This window comes from Escherichia coli DSM 30083 = JCM 1649 = ATCC 11775 (assembly GCF_003697165.2).
GTDB classification, from domain to species: domain Bacteria; phylum Pseudomonadota; class Gammaproteobacteria; order Enterobacterales; family Enterobacteriaceae; genus Escherichia; species Escherichia coli.
In genome coordinates, this window is sequence record NZ_CP033092.2 from 2168432 (window position 1) to 2184272 (window position 15841).

Sequence of the window (15841 nt, forward strand, 5' to 3'; positions counted from 1 at the left end):
TTTTTGTAGCGTTTTTTGGCCGGGTTTAACCCTGTACTTTTACCTGTCCGGCGGCGTGCTTCGCGCGTTCAATGGCGTCAACAACACTCTCTGCAGTAGCCAGTGCTACCCCCAGACGACGGCTGCCATCAATTTCCGGCTTACCAAATAAACGAATCTGCAAATCTGCGCCTACGGCATTCTGCACATTATCAAACGTGACATTCTGACTGGTCAGTTGCGGCAGGATAACGGCAGAAGCAGCAGGACCATACTGGCGGATCCCGCCAACCGGAAGTCCGAGGAAGGCACGTACATGCAGGGCAAACTCCGAGAGATCCTGAGAAATTAGCGTCACCATCCCGGTGTCATGCGGGCGAGGGGAGACTTCACTGAAAATCACCTCATCACCGCAGACAAACAGCTCGACACCAAACAGCCCATAACCGCCCAGTGCCAGCACCACTTTACGGGCAATCTCCTGCGCACGTTCAAGGGCAAGCGGGCTCATTTGCTGTGGTTGCCAGGATTCACGATAGTCGCCATCTTCCTGGCGATGACCTACCGGTGCACAGAAATGGACGCCATCCACCGCGCTGACGGTTAGCAGGGTAATTTCGAAGTCAAACTTAACGACGCCTTCAACAATTACGCGGCCCGCTCCGGCGCGACCACCTTGCTGAGCGTACTCCCATGCATGAGCAAGTTGCTCTGCAGAACGAATAAACGTCTGCCCTTTACCGGAAGAACTCATCACCGGTTTAACAATACAGGGGTAGCCAATGGCGGCAACCGCTTCGCGGAAAAGGTTTTCGCTATCGGCAAAACGATAAGTGGAAGTGGGCAGCTGCAGCTCTTCTGCCGCCAGGCGACGGATACCCTCGCGATTCATCGTTAATTTCGTTGCGCGAGCGCAGGGGACAACATTCAGTCCTTCCTCTTCAAGTTGGATCAGCATATCGGTGGCAATAGCTTCGATCTCCGGCACGATATAATGTGGTTTTTCCAGTTCAACCACACGGCGTAATGCATCACCATCAAGCATATTAATGACATGGGAGCGATGCGCGACATGCATGGCTGGTGCGTCGGCATAGCGATCGACGGCAATCACCTCTACGCCGAGACGCTGACACTCGATTGCCACTTCTTTACCCAGTTCACCGGAGCCTAATAACATCACGCGAGTTGCTGCCGGACGCAGCGCAGTGCCTAATAACGTCATAACGAATATCCCCTGATTAATTCCGCGCGCAGTATAAACGAAAACGTTTGCGCGTGTCTTTATTGCTGATGTTGATTTCCCAGCTGAAAATAAATATACTGTATAAAATCACAGTTATTATGAGAGGCTGCAAATGGCGGTTGAAGTTAAATACGTAGTCATTCGTGAGGGCGAAGAGAAAATGTCGTTTACCAGCAAAAAGGAAGCCGATGCTTATGACAAGATGCTTGATACGGCCGATCTGCTTGACACCTGGCTGACAAATTCTCCAGTGCAAATGGAAGATGAGCAACGTGAAGCCCTTTCGCTATGGCTGGCAGAACAAAAAGATGTGCTGAGCACCATTCTGAAAACCGGCAAATTACCGTCCCCACAGGTCGTCGGTGCTGAATCCGAAGAGGAAGATGCCTCACACGCGGCCTGAAGCAACTTGCGCTCCTGACAATTTGTACCATGCTTTCTCCTGAATCATTGTGCTATGGAGAAAAACATGAAAAAAAGAGGGGCGTTTTTAGGGCTGTTGTTGGTTTCTGCCTGCGCATCAGTTTTCGCTGCCAATAATGAAACCAGCAAGTCGGTCACTTTCCCAAAGTGTGAAGGTCTGGATGCTGCCGGAATTGCCGCGAGCGTAAAACGTGATTACCAACAAAATCGCGTGGCGCGCTGGGCTGATGATCAAAAAATTGTCGGTCAGGCCGACCCCGTGGCATGGGTCAGTTTGCAGGACATTCAGGGGAAAGATGATAAATGGTCAGTACCGCTAACCGTGCGTGGTAAAAGTGCCGATATTCATTACCAGGTCAGCGTGGACTGCAAAGCGGGAATGGCGGAATATCAGCGGCGTTAATGGCTTCTGATAATTCGATTGACCGTTGGCGGATACGGCGCGAGTGCCTTGTCCGCCCTACAACGCAACACAATCGTAGTCCTGAGAAGACGCAGCAGCGTCGAACCGGGCAATCAGCATCAAACAGTTCCACTCAAAACGTCAAACTACTTTCACCTAAAATACCCTTATCACCTTATATACAGTGAACACCTTACCTGGCGCGAATTTCTTTGAATAACGGCCTACCGCCCCGCTTATTTGCGCATCTTTTGTCTCAATATACATTTTCTGACATCCTCATCCGCTATGCTACAGGCACTAAAAATGGTTATTGAGGAGCAAATATGGCTAACTGGTTAAATCAACTGCAATCCCTGCTTGGGCAAAGCCGTTCTTCTACCTCCTCGTCTGCGGATCAGGGATTGGGCAAACTTTTAGTGCCTGGCGCATTAGGCGGACTGGCTGGGCTGCTGGTCGCAAATAAATCAGCACGTAAACTTCTTACGAAATATGGCACAAACGCGTTACTGGTTGGCGGCGGAGCGGTAGCGGGTACGGTGCTGTGGAATAAATACAAAGATAAAATTCGCGCGGCGCATCAGGATGAACCGCAGTTTGGCGCGCAAAGTACGCCGCTGGATGAGCGTACGGAACGTTTGATCCTTGCGCTGGTCTTTGCCGCTAAAAGTGATGGTCATATTGATGCCAAAGAACGTGCGGCAATCGACCAGCAATTGCGAGAAGCCGGTGTGGAAGAGAAGGGGCGTGTACTCATTGAGCAGGCAATCGAACAACCGCTGGATCCACAACGCCTGGCTACCGGGGTCCGCAATGAAGAAGAGGCGCTGGAAATCTATTTCCTGAGCTGCGCGGCTATTGATATTGACCATTTTATGGAACGCAGTTACCTGAATGCACTGGGTGATGCGCTGAAAATCCCCCAGGATGTTCGTGAAGGCATTGAACGCGATCTCGAACAGCAAAAACGTACTTTGGCGGAGTAATTCCGCTCTCTGGATAGCCTGAAGTTGACTATTTCGGGTTATCCAGAACCGCACAGCCATTTGAACAGGCTGATTTTCTCTGTCTGCATAACAGTCGATATCCGCGCCATTACCTGTCATCATCTAAGCAATGACTACCCTGTTTCGCTTGCATCCCCGGTGAGTTTTGCCACCCTTATAAGATGTTTCAACCAGAAAGAACAATAACATGCTACCAAAAGCCGCCCGCATTCCCCACGCCATGACGCTTCATGGCGATACGCGCATCGATAATTACTACTGGCTGCGGGACGATACGCGTTCTCAGCCGGAAGTCCTGGACTATCTGCAACAAGAAAATAGTTACGGTCATCGGGTGATGGCCTCGCAACAAGCCTTGCAGGATCGCATCTTAAAGGAAATCATCGACCGCATTCCACAACGAGAAGTTTCTGCGCCCTACATCAAAAATGGCTACCGCTATCGGCATATTTATGAACCAGGCTGTGAATATGCTATCTACCAGCGTCAATCGGCGTTCAGTGAAGAGTGGGACGAGTGGGAAACATTGCTCGATGCCAACAAGCGCGCGGCTCATAGTGAGTTTTATTCGATGGGCGGAATGGCGATTACGCCAGATAACACCATTATGGCACTGGCAGAAGATTTTCTTTCCCGACGGCAGTACGGCATTCGTTTTCGTAATCTGGAAACAGGTAACTGGTACCCGGAACTGCTGGATAACGTTGAACCCAGCTTTGTCTGGGCAAATGACTCCTGGACTTTCTACTATGTTCGCAAGCATCCAGTGACGCTGCTGCCTTATCAGGTCTGGCGTCACGCCATCGGTACGCCAGCATCGCAAGATAAACTGATTTACGAAGAAAAAGACGATACCTATTACGTCAGCCTGCATAAAACGACCTCGAAGCATTATGTGGTCATTCATCTGGCCAGCTCCACCACCAGTGAAGTTCGCCTGCTGGACGCGGAAATGGCCGATGCCGAGCCGTTTGTTTTTCTGCCTCGCCGCAAAGATCACGAATACAGCCTTGATCACTACCAGCATCGGTTTTATCTGCGTTCCAACCGCCACGGTAAAAACTTTGGCTTATACCGTACCCGTATGCGTGATGAGCAACAGTGGGAAGAGTTAATTCCGCCACGTGATAACATTATGCTGGAAGGGTTTACGCTGTTTACCGACTGGCTGGTGGTTGAAGAGCGTCAGCGCGGGTTAACCAGTTTGCGGCAAATTAACCGCAAGACCCGGGAAGTCATTGGCATTGCCTTTGATGATCCGGCCTATGTGACCTGGATTGCCTACAATCCAGAACCTGAAACCGCGCGATTGCGTTATGGTTATTCGTCCATGACCACACCAGATACTTTGTTTGAACTGGATATGGATACCGGTGAGCGTCGTGTATTAAAACAAACGGAAGTTCCTGGTTTTGATGCGGCGAATTACCGCAGTGAACACCTGTGGATAGTCGCCCGTGATGGCGTCGAAGTTCCGGTTTCGCTGGTCTATCATCGCAAACATTTTCGCAAAGGACACAACCCGCTGCTGGTGTATGGCTACGGTTCTTACGGCGCAAGTATTGATGCCGATTTCAGTTTTAGCCGCTTGAGTTTGTTGGATCGTGGATTTGTCTACGCCATTGTCCATGTTCGTGGCGGCGGTGAGCTGGGGCAACAATGGTACGAGGACGGTAAATTTCTGAAGAAGAAAAATACGTTTAATGATTATCTTGATGCCTGCGATGCATTGTTAAAACTGGGCTATGGCTCTCCTTCGCTCTGTTATGCGATGGGCGGGAGTGCGGGGGGGATGTTGATGGGCGTTGCGATTAATCAACGCCCGGAATTGTTCCACGGCGTTATCGCCCAGGTACCGTTTGTTGATGTTGTAACAACAATGCTGGATGAATCAATTCCTCTTACCACCGGCGAATTTGAAGAGTGGGGGAATCCGCAGGATCCGCAATATTACGAGTATATGAAAAGCTACAGCCCGTATGACAACGTCACCGCACAGGCTTATCCGCATTTACTGGTAACGACCGGTTTACACGATTCTCAGGTGCAATATTGGGAACCGGCAAAATGGGTCGCTAAATTGCGCGAGCTGAAAACCGATGACCATCTTTTATTGCTCTGTACCGACATGGACTCAGGTCATGGCGGTAAATCTGGTCGCTTCAAATCGTACGAAGGCGTAGCGATGGAATATGCTTTTCTGGTCGCGCTGGCGCAGGGAACATTACCCGCTCAGTCAGCGGATTAAGTATTTTCCAGATAATGTTTCAGTGTTAAACGCAGCTCCGGGCTCATGCTGTCGAGGTTATTAAACAACCAGCGCAGATAGCCCGGATCGCGTTCGGCAACGTCGGAAACCGCTTTGCCACGGTATTTGCCAAAGGTGAAGGTCGTCATCAACGATGGACGTCCGGTGATATCGGCCATCTGTTCTGCCGTCTAGCCAGAGGTGTTCATAATATCGATAAGCAACGCGGCGGTGATATAACAGTCATACAACGCGCGGTGATGATGCAGGCCCGGCGGCGTCTGTACATTGAGCTTCCGTGTTTTATATAGCGCCATATTGCTGTACTTGATCCCTGGCCACAAACGACGGGCCAGTTTCATAGTGCAAATCCACTCACCGGGCATTTCAGGCAGTACGCGGCGGTCAAAGCTGGCGTTATGCGCGACATACCATTCACTACCGTAATAGTGCGGGATCACATCTTCAATCCACGGTTTATCGGCGACCATGGCTTCGGTGATGCGATGAATCGCCATCGCCTGTGGACTAATAGGACGATCGGGACGCACCAGGTGGCTCATGGGATTGACGATTTTTCCGTCAATGACATCAACAGAGGCAATCTCTACGATCCCTCCCTGCAAACCGCAGGTTTCTGTATCGATAATGCGCAACATGGCATGCTCCAGGCCGAAAAGCCTAGCGTAATGGAATGATATCGCCTTGCCAACCCTGTGATGAACGCTGACCGACTAACAATAATGAACCACGATCGGCGCGAACGATGAGACGACCATGTTCATCCCATAGTGCACTGTTACCACGGGCATTTGCCATCAGCACTGCAATCGAGTACTGATGTGAAAAAAATTGTAAGCGACGGGCCGACGCCAGCAGGTCGGGTTCTCCCAGACATTGCCCTGTCGTAAACAGTGAACAGGTCGGGTCCATATCCATACCTTGCGGTTGTTCATCGACCACCGTGATGGTTCTGGAACGACGGCCCAGACATGCACCATAACTCTGATGGTAGATCCCTGGCGTTTTTCGCCACGGTGCGAATACCGCAATTCCACGAATAAAGCGATCGTTATATTCAACGGGAAGGCCGGCAATGATGGTCATTCGCCAGGTCGTTGCGGCATAACAAAGCGGGTCTAATAGCGAGAGATCGGGTGGGGCAGGAAGGGCACGTCGCGAATAATCACACCCCAGTAAAGAAAGCGATGGAAAAACTAACAGCTGACATTGTTGCCTGGCGGCGGCCCTCACAAACTCCAGATGATGAGCTACCTGTTCGGTGAGTGAGGTTTTACGGGGCTCATATTGCGCTGCTGCAACTTTCCAGAACGACATAATGACTTCCTTTTCAAAATGACTGCAAATTATGGGTGCGGTTTAGAAAATACTCATAATTTAGCAGGCGTTATGTAAGAAAGTGTAACTATGTATAAGTTTTATTTAAGTTTGGGCTCGTAAGGTAAACGTGACAGATTGACCGAAGCCAAACGGTGGGCGATAAGCCGCTCGCGAAACCAGCTGCGCAAATGTTCAGGCTGTTCACGTTCAACCGCTTCAGCGATCACCGGCATATTGTAGCGTTCTTTAAATGCCACCCCTGCCGCCGCCAAATCGACATTCACTTTATCCATTTCTGTTTGATCCAGTTTAGCCAGATTCTTCAGCATTCTTAATCTCCTCATCATTCGCGGGCAAAAGTTACTAAGAGTGAGCCTTGATGGCAAGCCGGAATTGATGATCCTCGACTCAGACATTAGACAAGGTTATGCTCTGTAAAAAAGTTATTACAAAAAGGAATAGATAATATGGCTTCAACTGCACGCTCCCTTCGCTACGCGCTGGCAATCCTGACCACTTCGTTGGTGACACCTTCCGTCTGGGCACATGCGCATTTAACGCATCAGTATCCTGCGGCAAATGCACAAGTGACAGCAGCTCCGCAGGCAATCACTTTAAACTTCTCGGAAGGCGTTGAAACAGGATTCAGTGGTGCAAAAATCACGGGGCCAAAAAACGAAAATATTAAAACATTACCGGCGAAGCGGAATGAGCAGGACCAAAAGCAACTGATTGTTCCACTGGCCGATTCGCTGAAACCCGGAACCTACACCGTTGACTGGCATGTTGTTTCGGTGGATGGGCATAAAACGAAAGGACATTACACCTTTAGTGTGAAATAAATCATGCTGGCGTTTACCTGGATCGCGCTGCGATTTATCCATTTCACCTCGCTGATGCTGGTTTTTGGCTTCGCAATGTACGGTGCCTGGCTGGCCCCCTTAACGATTCGTCGCTTGCTGACGAAGCGTTTTCTGCGTTTACAACAGCACGCTGCCGTCTGGAGTTTGATCAGTGCCACTGCAATGCTCGCCGTTCAGGGCGGGTTGATGGGAACGGGATGGTCAGATGTATTTTCGCCAAACATTTGGCTGGCTGTTTTGCAAACGCAGTTTGGTGGCGTCTGGTTATGGCAAATTGTTCTCGCCCTCGTAACATTGATCGTCGCCCTTATGCAACCGCGGAATATGCCACGTTTGCTGTTTATGCTCACTACCGCGCAATTTATTCTGCTGGCGGGAGTCGGGCATGCGACGTTGAATGAAGGGGTAACGGCGAAAATCCATCAGACTAATCACGCAATTCACCTGATCTGTGCGGCGGCGTGGTTTGGGGGATTACTGCCGGTGCTCTGGTGTATGCAACTCATCAAAGGCCGTTGGCGACACCAGGCTATTCAGGCGCTGATGCGTTTTTCCTGGTGCGGGCATTTTGCGGTGATCGGCGTACTGGCAAGCGGCGTGCTTAATGCATTGTTGATTACCGGATTTCCCCCCACGCTTACGACTTACTGGGGCCAACTCTTATTGCTCAAAGCCATCCTGGTGATGATTATGGTGGTCATCGCGCTGGCTAATCGTTATGTTCTTGTACCGCGCATGAGGCAGGATGAAGATCGTGCGGCTCCCTGGTTTGTCTGGATGACTAAACTCGAATGGGCGATAGGTGCGGTAGTGCTGGTGATCATCAGCCTGCTTGCGACTCTCGAACCTTTTTGATGGATTACGAAAATGATGAGAAAAAGTATTCTGGCGTTTCTGTTACTCACCAGTTCTGCAGCTGCGCTGGCGGCACCGCAGGTGATTACCGTCAGCCGTTTTGAAGTGGGTAAAGACAAATGGGCGTTTAATCGCGAAGAGGTGATGTTGACTTGCCGACCGGGTAATGCTTTGTATGTCATTAACCCAAGTACCCTCGTGCAGTATCCTTTAAACGATATCGCACAAAAGGAAGTTGCCAGTGGGAAGACTAAAGCCCAACCCATTTCGGTGATTCAGATTGATGATCCTAACAATCCCGGCGAAAAAATGAGTCTGGCACCGTTTATAGAGCGAGCTGAAAAACTCTGTTAATTACCTAAAATAGCCTTTTGATTTCCAATAAAAAACCGCCTCAGTTCTTTCACCAGAACGGGCGGTTTTTAACATTTAAGCTGATGACCACCACGCTTTTTATTGACCATTTTGCACGCAAACTGGAAAACCTGGCGTCGTCATCTATTCTTAAAGAGCAAGGCAACTAAGCCTGCATTAATGCCAACTTTTAGCGCACGGCTCTCTCCCAAGAGCCATTTCCCTGGACCGAATACAGGAATCGTGTTCGGTCTCTTTTTATCTGTTAAAAGCCAGAAGCATTCCCTTCGCTGACTTTATAGTCAACCATAACACACACTCTACTGTCTGAGTCCAGCGTTTTTTAACATTCTTGTTAAGATTATGTGATCTTTAGCGCGGGAGGAAAATATTGATGAAACAGCCTGCGCCCGTTTATCAGAGAATTGCGGGTCATCAATGGCGACATATCTGGCTTTCAGGCGATATACACGGTTGTCTTGAGCAGTTGCGCCGCAAATTATGGCATTGTCGTTTTGATCCGTGGCGAGATTTACTTATCTCAGTGGGAGACGTTATCGATCGTGGGCCGCAAAGTTTACGTTGCCTGCAGTTACTGGAACAACATTGGGTTCGTGCGGTAAGAGGCAATCATGAACAGATGGCGATGGATGCGCTGGCATCCCGGCAGATGTCTTTATGGTTGATAAATGGCGGCGACTGGTTTATTGCGCTGGCAGATAATCACCAGAAACAAGCGAAAACGGCGCTGGAAAAATGTCAGCATTTGCCCTTTATTCTTGAATTACACAGTCGCACCGGCAAACATGTTATTGCTCATGCCGATTATCCAGATGATGTCTATGAATGGCAAAAGGACGTCGATTTGCATCAGGTCTTGTGGAGCCGCTCGCGATTAGGTGAACGCCAAAAAGGGCAGGGAATTGCAGGTGCTGATCATTTCTGGTTTGGTCATACACCTTTGCGCCATCGCGTGGATATTGGCAACCTGCATTATATTGATACCGGTGCTGTCTTTGGGGGAGAACTGACTCTTGTGCAATTGCAATAATTAAAAATCACCGTACTCCTGTGCAGGTCGCCAGAAACCATCTATAAAATCCTCAATCGGAAAACAACCGCCATGGCGGATCCGTTGATCGCTCATAGAATAAAGACACTGCTGTTCCGTGTTGTAGACATCCACAACAATATCTTCACAACCGCCATCCAGGTAGCAAACAAAAAGTACCAGCGCGAACATTTCATCCCCGAAGTGTGGTGCCGTACCGTTAAGTTTAGGAGAGATTTTACAACGGGGGAATAACCCGGACAAATAACCCGCCATGCCGACGGGTTCTTTTTGGATCAGGCAAGACGCATAATCCAGGCATCAGATTGTTGATCGTAACGGGTACGGTAAAGGACAGAGTGTTCGCCATTTAGCAGGGCAGGGATACTGGTTTCAGCATCCCAGGCATCCAGTTGCATACATAAATCGGGGTCTGATTTACAAGGAATGGTTAACGTTCGATCACCCGGCGATTCGCCGTGTAATTCGCCGTCGTCGATTTCAAAAGCGCCTATGCGCACACTGGTTTTCATCTTCGTGCTCTCCATTTAGCTGCCGATTGTGGTACGACCAGTCCGATCGCACCATTTTTCAGCCTAGTTGAGGCAGTCGAATGTGCCAGTCAAAAAGTGCGCTTTTTTTGTGCGCTGTCAGGCGTTACCGGTAAAAAGTTTCCCGTCGCGCACCAGTTCACGCGGGTAGCTGTTTTTCAGTCGTGAACCAATCCGTTTGGCTAAACCAATCGGCTGATGCTGGAAAGTAACCAATACATCATCCGCCACTGGCGCGGCTTGCGGGTAAACATCGCGCCCGCGATACCACTCTTCCGCTTCCTGCGGTGTCAGTTCAAAAGCGTTCACATTGTCGGGGGAGGCAAGGGCAATAACGGCTTCATGCTGCCAGCGATAACCTTTGTTGTGCGTTTCGGCAAGTTTAATCCCCAAGCGAGAAAATCGGACTTTACCGATCAGGGCTTCAATGCCTACCGGGAACAACCACAGTTCTTTGTCACGCTGCCAGAGTCGCAGGTTTTCATCCCAGTTTAAGCCAACACTTGCAGCCGCCTGACGAATTTGACCGGCTTCGCGATCTTTCACCGGGCTAAACGGGAAATTGCCCACTTTGTATTTTGGGGCGGGTAAGACGGGGATCGCCTGAGTTTTACGCAGACGAGCAACGAAGAAGCCTTCGCAGTCGTAAATTTGTGGGAAAACATGCAAAAAGCCGTCTTCGGTCAGCGCCTTATTTGCACCAGGGAAGAGATCGCCAAGCGGTAAAAACTCTACTGCGTCGTGGTAAGTCTCTTTCAGCCACAGGCAAACGGCTTCGTTTTCTTCCCGGTTTAAGGTACAGGTCGAGTAAACCAGCGTACCGCCAAGACGTAATGCATGAAAGGCGCTGTCGATCAGCTCCCGTTGGGTCGCTGCGATTTCCTGATTGCTTTCTGGTGACCAGTTTTTTAGCGCATCGGGATCTTTACGCACCACGCCTTCGCCGGAGCAGGGAGCGTCCAGCAAAATGGCATCGAACATTTCTGGCACTGCCGCACCAAACACGCGGCCATCAAAATGCGTGAGCGCAACATTACTGATGCCACAGCGGCTGATATTGGCATGTAACACTTTTACCCGACTGGCGGAAAACTCATTGGCAAGGATTGCCCCTTTGTTATTCATCCGCGCAGCAATTTGCGTCGTTTTGGAACCTGGTGCAGCAGCGACATCCATCACCCGCTGTGGTGCATTACCGTCAGCAAACAAGGCGGCAACAGGCAACATTGAACTGGCTTCCTGAATATAAAACAGGCCGCTTAAATGCTCGGCGGTACTACCCAACGGCAATGCATCTTCACTGTCGCGTTCAATCCAGAAACCTTCTTCACACCACGGAATTGGCGTAAGCGTCCAGCCATAAGGAGCAGTTAATTGCAGGAAATCAGCAACGGAGGTTTTCAGCGTATTAACGCGAATGCTGCGGCGCAACGGGCGCTGACAGGCGGCAAGAAAATCATCAAAAGAGAGCGTCGAAGGCATCGCTTCGCGCATTTGTGTCAGAAAGGCGTCCGGGAAATAAACGGTGTGTTGGGCCACGAGCATATACCACTGGCAAAAAAACAGGCGCGCAGTTTAGCATAAACGCTCCGGCGCAGGCACGCCGGAGCAGTGGGCATTATTTGGGAAGCGCAGTTCCCCATTCACGCCACTCTTTCGGTTCACTTTCCTGCAACAGGAAGTGCTTGCCTTCCTGGGCTTTCGGTGCCAGTGGCGTACCCGGAGGCGTGGCGAAGGCGATGCCGCCACGGATAAACTGGTTAAAGGTGCCGGTTTTCACTACGCCGCCCGTCAGACCAAAGTCCAGACTGTAACCCGATGCCAACCAGAAGACGGAATTGTTACGCACCAGGTGTTGATAGCGTTTACTGATGCGCATCGCAATCATCACGCGATCTGACAATGTCCCCAGCGTCATTCCGGTAACCGTACCTACTTCCAGACCACGGAACAGCACAGGTGTACCGATACCTAACGAACCGGCTTCCGGCGCTTCAACAATAATGCTTAAGCCATCCAGGTAACGCGAATCAGTAATGGTGGCCTCTTGTAATTCAAAGTCGCGGCGAGGATTGCCCCGGCCTGGTTCGACGTTGATATACGGCTGGAGGATAGTATCAAGATGCTCAACGCCAGCTGCCGAAATTTGCGGTGTGACCACTGAGAAGCGCGTACCACCGCGAGCAAAGGTCTGGACATATTCCGGATAGAGCACCGCCTTTGCCTGTACTTCATTGCGTGCGGTAATCAGATCCAGCGTCTGGATTTGCCCGATATCAATACCGAGATAGCGAATTGGCATCCCGACCGCCAGTTTTCCCGCATCGAAAGCGTGAAGCGTAATTTGTCCGCCAACCGCACGGGCCGCTGTTTCGGAAGCATACAGAATACGCTTGTCGCCTTTACGCTGACTGGCGCTGGCACCGCTGAGGTTATCGAAGCTAATAGCCCCCTTTAATGCTCTGGAGAGCGGGGATGCCTGTACAGTCAGACCACTACCATTCAGCTGAACTTTCGCCCCACCTTCTGCCCAGAACACGCTGTTGCTGGTCAGAAGGTTGCGATACTCCGGCTTAATATGCAGATCGATATCAAACGCGTTAGCTCGCGGACGCACAGTAATAACTTCACCAACTTCAAATTTACGGTACAGCACTACCGATCCTGCCTGCACATCCGGCAGCGTCTCTGCACTCAAACTCACGGTTGTGGTGGGTAAATCGCTAAGGCTGTTCTCCAGCGCTTTTTCCAGATTGGCATACAGTGGATAGCTGGCTTTCATCTCGCCTTTATCGCCCGGCAGAATACGTATTCCGCCATTGATCCATTCTGAGGCGCTGGCACCGAGAAACTCAACGCCATCCATCCCTACCTTCACGTCGACGCGGCTGTTGACGACAAATTTGCTATCGCCTTTTACCAGTTCGCGATGCTGAGGCTCGATGGCGACGGTAAAGGTGACGCCTTTGCTGGTGAGTTTACGATCGATAACCTGGCCTACCTGCACGCCGTGAAGAATGAGCGGCTGACCAGCATCAATACCGTAACTTTCTGGTGCTGTCAGGGTCAGTGTCAGAACATCCGGCTCTTGCAGCAGGGCTTTTTCGCCTGGCACAACCACGAACTCTTTACGTGGCTCGCCATCGCCGGGCACCAGTTCGAAGGTTTTGCCGGTCAGCAGGGCACTGAGATTAGCATCGCTAAGGGATAATTTCGGATTACGTAATTCGATGCGGGTATTTTTACGAAGCAGGGTGACGACGCTGGGATCAACGGTCATTTCCCCAGTGACTTTACCACCAGGATTTAAATCCAGTTTAGTCAGCTGTCCGACTTCCAGCCCCTGATACATTAACGGCGTCGAGTCGGCGGTTAATCCGGCACCGCCTGGCAGTTCCAGTTTTATTATTACGCCACGTTGGCTATGGGCCAGGTCTTCATACAGACCAAAGGTATCTTCCGCTTCGGCAGGTTTCGACTCTTCAGGTGAATCGAAGGCAATCGCACCGTTAACCAGTGCCGCCAGACTTTCCAGTTTCACCTTCGCGCCACTGATACTGACGTTGGCATCAACGCCGGAAACGTTCCAGAAACGGCTACCTTTTTTCACCAGATCGGTAAAACGCCGCTCGATCAGGACATCAATCACCACGCCTTGCTTGTTGGGATTGATGGCATAGTCGTAGACTTTACCCACCGGGATCTTGCGGAAATAGACCAATGAACCACTGCTCAGTGAACCGAGATCGGGGGCTTGCAGGTGGATCATCAGATCGCCATTGTCCAGCCGATATTTCGGTTGGGTGTCGAGTGCGACAAAGTGATCCTGCTCTTTACCTTTACCCGGCATCATGCCGATATAATTACCACCGACGAGGGCGTCCAGCCCGGAGACACCTGCCAACGAGGCCTTTGGCGTCACCAGCCAGAACTGTGTCTCTTCGCGCAGCGCATCTTTCATATCGGACTTGATGCTGACCTTGACTTCAATCTTACGAAGATCGTCGCTGAGGCTGATATCCTGCACTGTTCCAACTTCAACGCCCTGATAACGAACAGGCGTACGGCCTGGAACAATACCATCCGCCGACATAAAGTCGATGGTGACGGTATTACCCCGGTCCTGATAACTGTCCCAAATCAGCCAACCAGCAATCATTAGCGCGATGAACGGCAGCAGCCAGAAAGGTGAGATACGGCGTTTATTTTTAATCTGCGCTTCAGTCGTCGAAGCGGGCGTTTCCTGACTCATGTGCATCCCAAAGTAAGCGGCTGTCCAGCCATTCCACAGCAAGAATAGTCAAAATTACCGCTGCGCCGAAATAAAACGCAGCCGGCCCCATAGTAAAAGCGAGGATTTGATCGCGATTAATCAGCGACATGGTTAAAGATATGACAAACAGGTCGAGCATCGACCAGCGACCAATCCAGGTCACCATCCGCAGTAACAGAATGCGTGTGCGTAAACCTTGCTGGCATTTAAAATGAATACTCAACAGTAAAGTGAACATAACAATCACTTTAGTAAACGGTACCAGAATACTGGCGATAAACACGATTCCCGCAACTGCAATGTTGCTACTTGCCAGCGACATAATTCCGGAAAGAATCGTATCTTCCTGCCGACCACCATTCAGATAAATGATAGAGATAGGCAACAGGTTGGCAGGTAACAACAAAACGATTGACGCTAACAGCGCCGCCCAGCATTTTTGCAGACTATGACGGCGACGCAGGCGTAGCGGGATATGGCAACGCGGGCAGCGACCACGCTGATCAGGATAGCCGGTAAAATGGCACCCAAGACAGACACGGAGTTTCTCGTCCCTACGGGTAGCGGGGCGCTGTGGATAAAATCGCTCCCACAGTTCTTCAACATTAAGATGTGACAACGTCACCGTCGTTAAAATCACCAACGCCACAAAAGAGAACAAGCCGACACCCGCCTGGATATGGGCATAATCCTGTACCTTTATAGAAGCAACGCCAATGCCGACCAGGTAGATATCCAGCATCACCCACTCTTTCAGCCGCTCAAGCATCAGCAGTACCGGGCGTAAATTCATTCCCAATTGGTTACCAAACCATAAATAAGCTATGGAGGTCACCAGAATGAGGGGGGCACCGATAACGCAGAAAAAGACCATCGCCCCCGTTATCGCATCGCCCTGTTTGGTCATTTGCCAGATGCCTTGCATAACGTTGGCGTCAATACGAATGCCTAACAGCCAGATATGCAACAGCGGTTCGCCCCAGGCAAACGGCATAAGCAACAGCATGGTGAAGGCCATTGCCGCCAGGCGCGTTAGCGACCAGTCGCGCCCGTCACGAATTTTTGCCTGACAGCGCGGACAATAGGCACTTTGATGAGAATTTATCTCGGGCAGGCTAAACAGCATGTCACATTGCGGGCAACGTTGGTAATCACCACGCGGCAGTTCCTCGCCGATAGCCCTCACTGTTATCTTCTTTGTCGGCGTAATTTGTGGTGTGTTAAGAGCCATGACGTGCCAAATGTAA

16 protein-coding genes and 1 pseudogene are annotated in these 15841 nt (G+C 50.6%); 8 read left to right on the forward strand and 9 right to left on the reverse strand.

Going from position 1 to position 15841, the window contains the following annotated elements; translation table 11 throughout:
- Window positions 1-25: 25 nt before the first annotated feature.
- The gene (gene purT / locus EAS44_RS11490) at window positions 26-1204 is read right to left on the reverse strand and encodes a formate-dependent phosphoribosylglycinamide formyltransferase (protein ID WP_000173466.1); all 1179 of its coding nucleotides are present in this window, start codon (window positions 1202-1204) and stop codon (window positions 26-28) included.
- A gap of 133 nt (window positions 1205-1337) precedes the next feature.
- On the opposite strand from purT, the gene yebG reads away from it, so the two are divergent.
- The 4 genes from yebG to ptrB all read left to right on the forward strand — a co-directional run bounded on the left by yebG (window position 1338) and on the right by ptrB (window position 5306).
- On the forward strand, window positions 1338-1628 hold the full coding sequence (yebG, locus tag EAS44_RS11495; RefSeq protein ID WP_000257738.1) for a DNA damage-inducible protein YebG: 291 nt from the start codon (window positions 1338-1340) through the stop codon (window positions 1626-1628).
- Window positions 1629-1694: 66 nt separating this feature from the next.
- Entirely contained in the window at window positions 1695-2051 is a 357-nt protein-coding gene (gene yebF / locus EAS44_RS11500; RefSeq protein ID WP_001295500.1) for a protein YebF, read from the forward strand.
- A gap of 326 nt (window positions 2052-2377) precedes the next feature.
- Window positions 2378-3037, forward strand: a complete 660-nt coding sequence (gene yebE / locus EAS44_RS11505) for a tellurite resistance TerB family protein (RefSeq protein ID WP_000024728.1) — start codon at window positions 2378-2380, stop codon at window positions 3035-3037.
- Window positions 3038-3245: 208 nt separating this feature from the next.
- A complete protein-coding gene (gene ptrB, locus EAS44_RS11510; RefSeq protein WP_000936959.1) occupies window positions 3246-5306 on the forward strand; it encodes an oligopeptidase B in 2061 nt (686 codons plus the stop codon).
- On the opposite strand, the pseudogene exoX reads toward ptrB, so the two are convergent.
- The 3 genes and pseudogenes from exoX to holE form a co-directional block, all read right to left on the reverse strand.
- Window positions 5303-5965: pseudogene (gene exoX, locus EAS44_RS11515) on the reverse strand (exodeoxyribonuclease X). The gene ptrB and the pseudogene exoX sit on opposite strands and share 4 nt — an antisense overlap.
- Window positions 5966-5987: 22 nt before the next feature.
- Entirely contained in the window at window positions 5988-6644 is a 657-nt protein-coding gene (gene yobB, locus EAS44_RS11520) for a carbon-nitrogen hydrolase family protein YobB (protein ID WP_000011664.1), read from the reverse strand.
- 101 nt (window positions 6645-6745) lie between these two features.
- Entirely contained in the window at window positions 6746-6976 is a 231-nt protein-coding gene (gene holE, locus EAS44_RS11525; protein WP_000916763.1) for a DNA polymerase III subunit theta, read from the reverse strand.
- A gap of 138 nt (window positions 6977-7114) precedes the next feature.
- Between holE and yobA the strand changes: the two genes are divergently transcribed.
- From yobA to pphA, 4 genes are all read left to right on the forward strand, one after another.
- Complete coding sequence (gene yobA, locus EAS44_RS11530) at window positions 7115-7489, forward strand: CopC domain-containing protein YobA (RefSeq protein ID WP_000168747.1); 375 nt, start codon at window positions 7115-7117, stop codon at window positions 7487-7489.
- A 3-nt stretch (window positions 7490-7492) separates the two neighbouring features.
- Window positions 7493-8365 (forward strand): copper homeostasis membrane protein CopD, encoded by an 873-nt coding sequence (gene copD / locus EAS44_RS11535; RefSeq protein ID WP_000879320.1) that lies wholly within the window; start codon window positions 7493-7495, stop codon window positions 8363-8365.
- A 12-nt stretch (window positions 8366-8377) separates the two neighbouring features.
- Complete coding sequence (gene yebY, locus EAS44_RS11540; protein WP_000984819.1) at window positions 8378-8719, forward strand: YebY family protein; 342 nt, start codon at window positions 8378-8380, stop codon at window positions 8717-8719.
- 394 nt (window positions 8720-9113) lie between these two features.
- Window positions 9114-9770, forward strand: a complete 657-nt coding sequence (pphA, locus tag EAS44_RS11545; protein ID WP_000812741.1) for a protein-serine/threonine phosphatase — start codon at window positions 9114-9116, stop codon at window positions 9768-9770.
- Here the strand turns inward: pphA and yebW are convergent, their stop codons facing one another.
- The 5 genes from yebW to yebS all read right to left on the reverse strand — a co-directional run bounded on the left by yebW (window position 9771) and on the right by yebS (window position 15825).
- Window positions 9771-9962: a YebW family protein gene (gene yebW, locus EAS44_RS11550; protein ID WP_001296140.1), complete on the reverse strand. Its 192-nt coding sequence runs from the start codon at window positions 9960-9962 to the stop codon at window positions 9771-9773.
- A gap of 104 nt (window positions 9963-10066) precedes the next feature.
- On the reverse strand, window positions 10067-10303 hold the full coding sequence (yebV, locus tag EAS44_RS11555; protein WP_001295499.1) for a YebV family protein: 237 nt from the start codon (window positions 10301-10303) through the stop codon (window positions 10067-10069).
- 117 nt (window positions 10304-10420) lie between these two features.
- Entirely contained in the window at window positions 10421-11860 is a 1440-nt protein-coding gene (gene rsmF / locus EAS44_RS11560) for a 16S rRNA (cytosine(1407)-C(5))-methyltransferase RsmF (RefSeq protein ID WP_001350670.1), read from the reverse strand.
- Window positions 11861-11939: 79 nt separating this feature from the next.
- The gene (gene yebT, locus EAS44_RS11565) at window positions 11940-14573 is read right to left on the reverse strand and encodes a lipid-binding membrane homeostasis protein YebT (RefSeq protein ID WP_001447255.1); all 2634 of its coding nucleotides are present in this window, start codon (window positions 14571-14573) and stop codon (window positions 11940-11942) included.
- Window positions 14542-15825: a membrane integrity lipid transport subunit YebS gene (gene yebS, locus EAS44_RS11570; RefSeq protein WP_001207278.1), complete on the reverse strand. Its 1284-nt coding sequence runs from the start codon at window positions 15823-15825 to the stop codon at window positions 14542-14544. Before yebS ends, yebT begins: the two co-directional genes overlap by 32 nt.
- Window positions 15826-15841: the final 16 nt, after the last annotated feature.

What these genes read in the sequence shown, in the direction of transcription:
- yobA (WP_000168747.1), top strand. Translation starts at nt 7,115, where the DNA reads ATGGCTTCAACTGCACGCTCCCTTCGCTACGCGCTGGCAATCCTGACC.
- yebG (WP_000257738.1), top strand. Translation starts at nt 1,338, where the DNA reads ATGGCGGTTGAAGTTAAATACGTAGTCATTCGTGAGGGCGAAGAGAAA.
- purT (WP_000173466.1), bottom strand. Translation starts at nt 1,204, where the DNA reads ATGACGTTATTAGGCACTGCGCTGCGTCCGGCAGCAACTCGCGTGATG.
- yobB (WP_000011664.1), bottom strand. Translation starts at nt 6,644, where the DNA reads ATGTCGTTCTGGAAAGTTGCAGCAGCGCAATATGAGCCCCGTAAAACC.
- yebT (WP_001447255.1), bottom strand. Translation starts at nt 14,573, where the DNA reads ATGAGTCAGGAAACGCCCGCTTCGACGACTGAAGCGCAGATTAAAAAT.
- yebS (WP_001207278.1), bottom strand. Translation starts at nt 15,825, where the DNA reads ATGGCTCTTAACACACCACAAATTACGCCGACAAAGAAGATAACAGTG.
- copD (WP_000879320.1), top strand. Translation starts at nt 7,493, where the DNA reads ATGCTGGCGTTTACCTGGATCGCGCTGCGATTTATCCATTTCACCTCG.
- yebY (WP_000984819.1), top strand. Translation starts at nt 8,378, where the DNA reads ATGATGAGAAAAAGTATTCTGGCGTTTCTGTTACTCACCAGTTCTGCA.
- holE (WP_000916763.1), bottom strand. Translation starts at nt 6,976, where the DNA reads ATGCTGAAGAATCTGGCTAAACTGGATCAAACAGAAATGGATAAAGTG.
- yebV (WP_001295499.1), bottom strand. Translation starts at nt 10,303, where the DNA reads ATGAAAACCAGTGTGCGCATAGGCGCTTTTGAAATCGACGACGGCGAA.
- pphA (WP_000812741.1), top strand. Translation starts at nt 9,114, where the DNA reads ATGAAACAGCCTGCGCCCGTTTATCAGAGAATTGCGGGTCATCAATGG.
- yebE (WP_000024728.1), top strand. Translation starts at nt 2,378, where the DNA reads ATGGCTAACTGGTTAAATCAACTGCAATCCCTGCTTGGGCAAAGCCGT.
- ptrB (WP_000936959.1), top strand. Translation starts at nt 3,246, where the DNA reads ATGCTACCAAAAGCCGCCCGCATTCCCCACGCCATGACGCTTCATGGC.
- yebW (WP_001296140.1), bottom strand. Translation starts at nt 9,962, where the DNA reads ATGTTCGCGCTGGTACTTTTTGTTTGCTACCTGGATGGCGGTTGTGAA.
- yebF (WP_001295500.1), top strand. Translation starts at nt 1,695, where the DNA reads ATGAAAAAAAGAGGGGCGTTTTTAGGGCTGTTGTTGGTTTCTGCCTGC.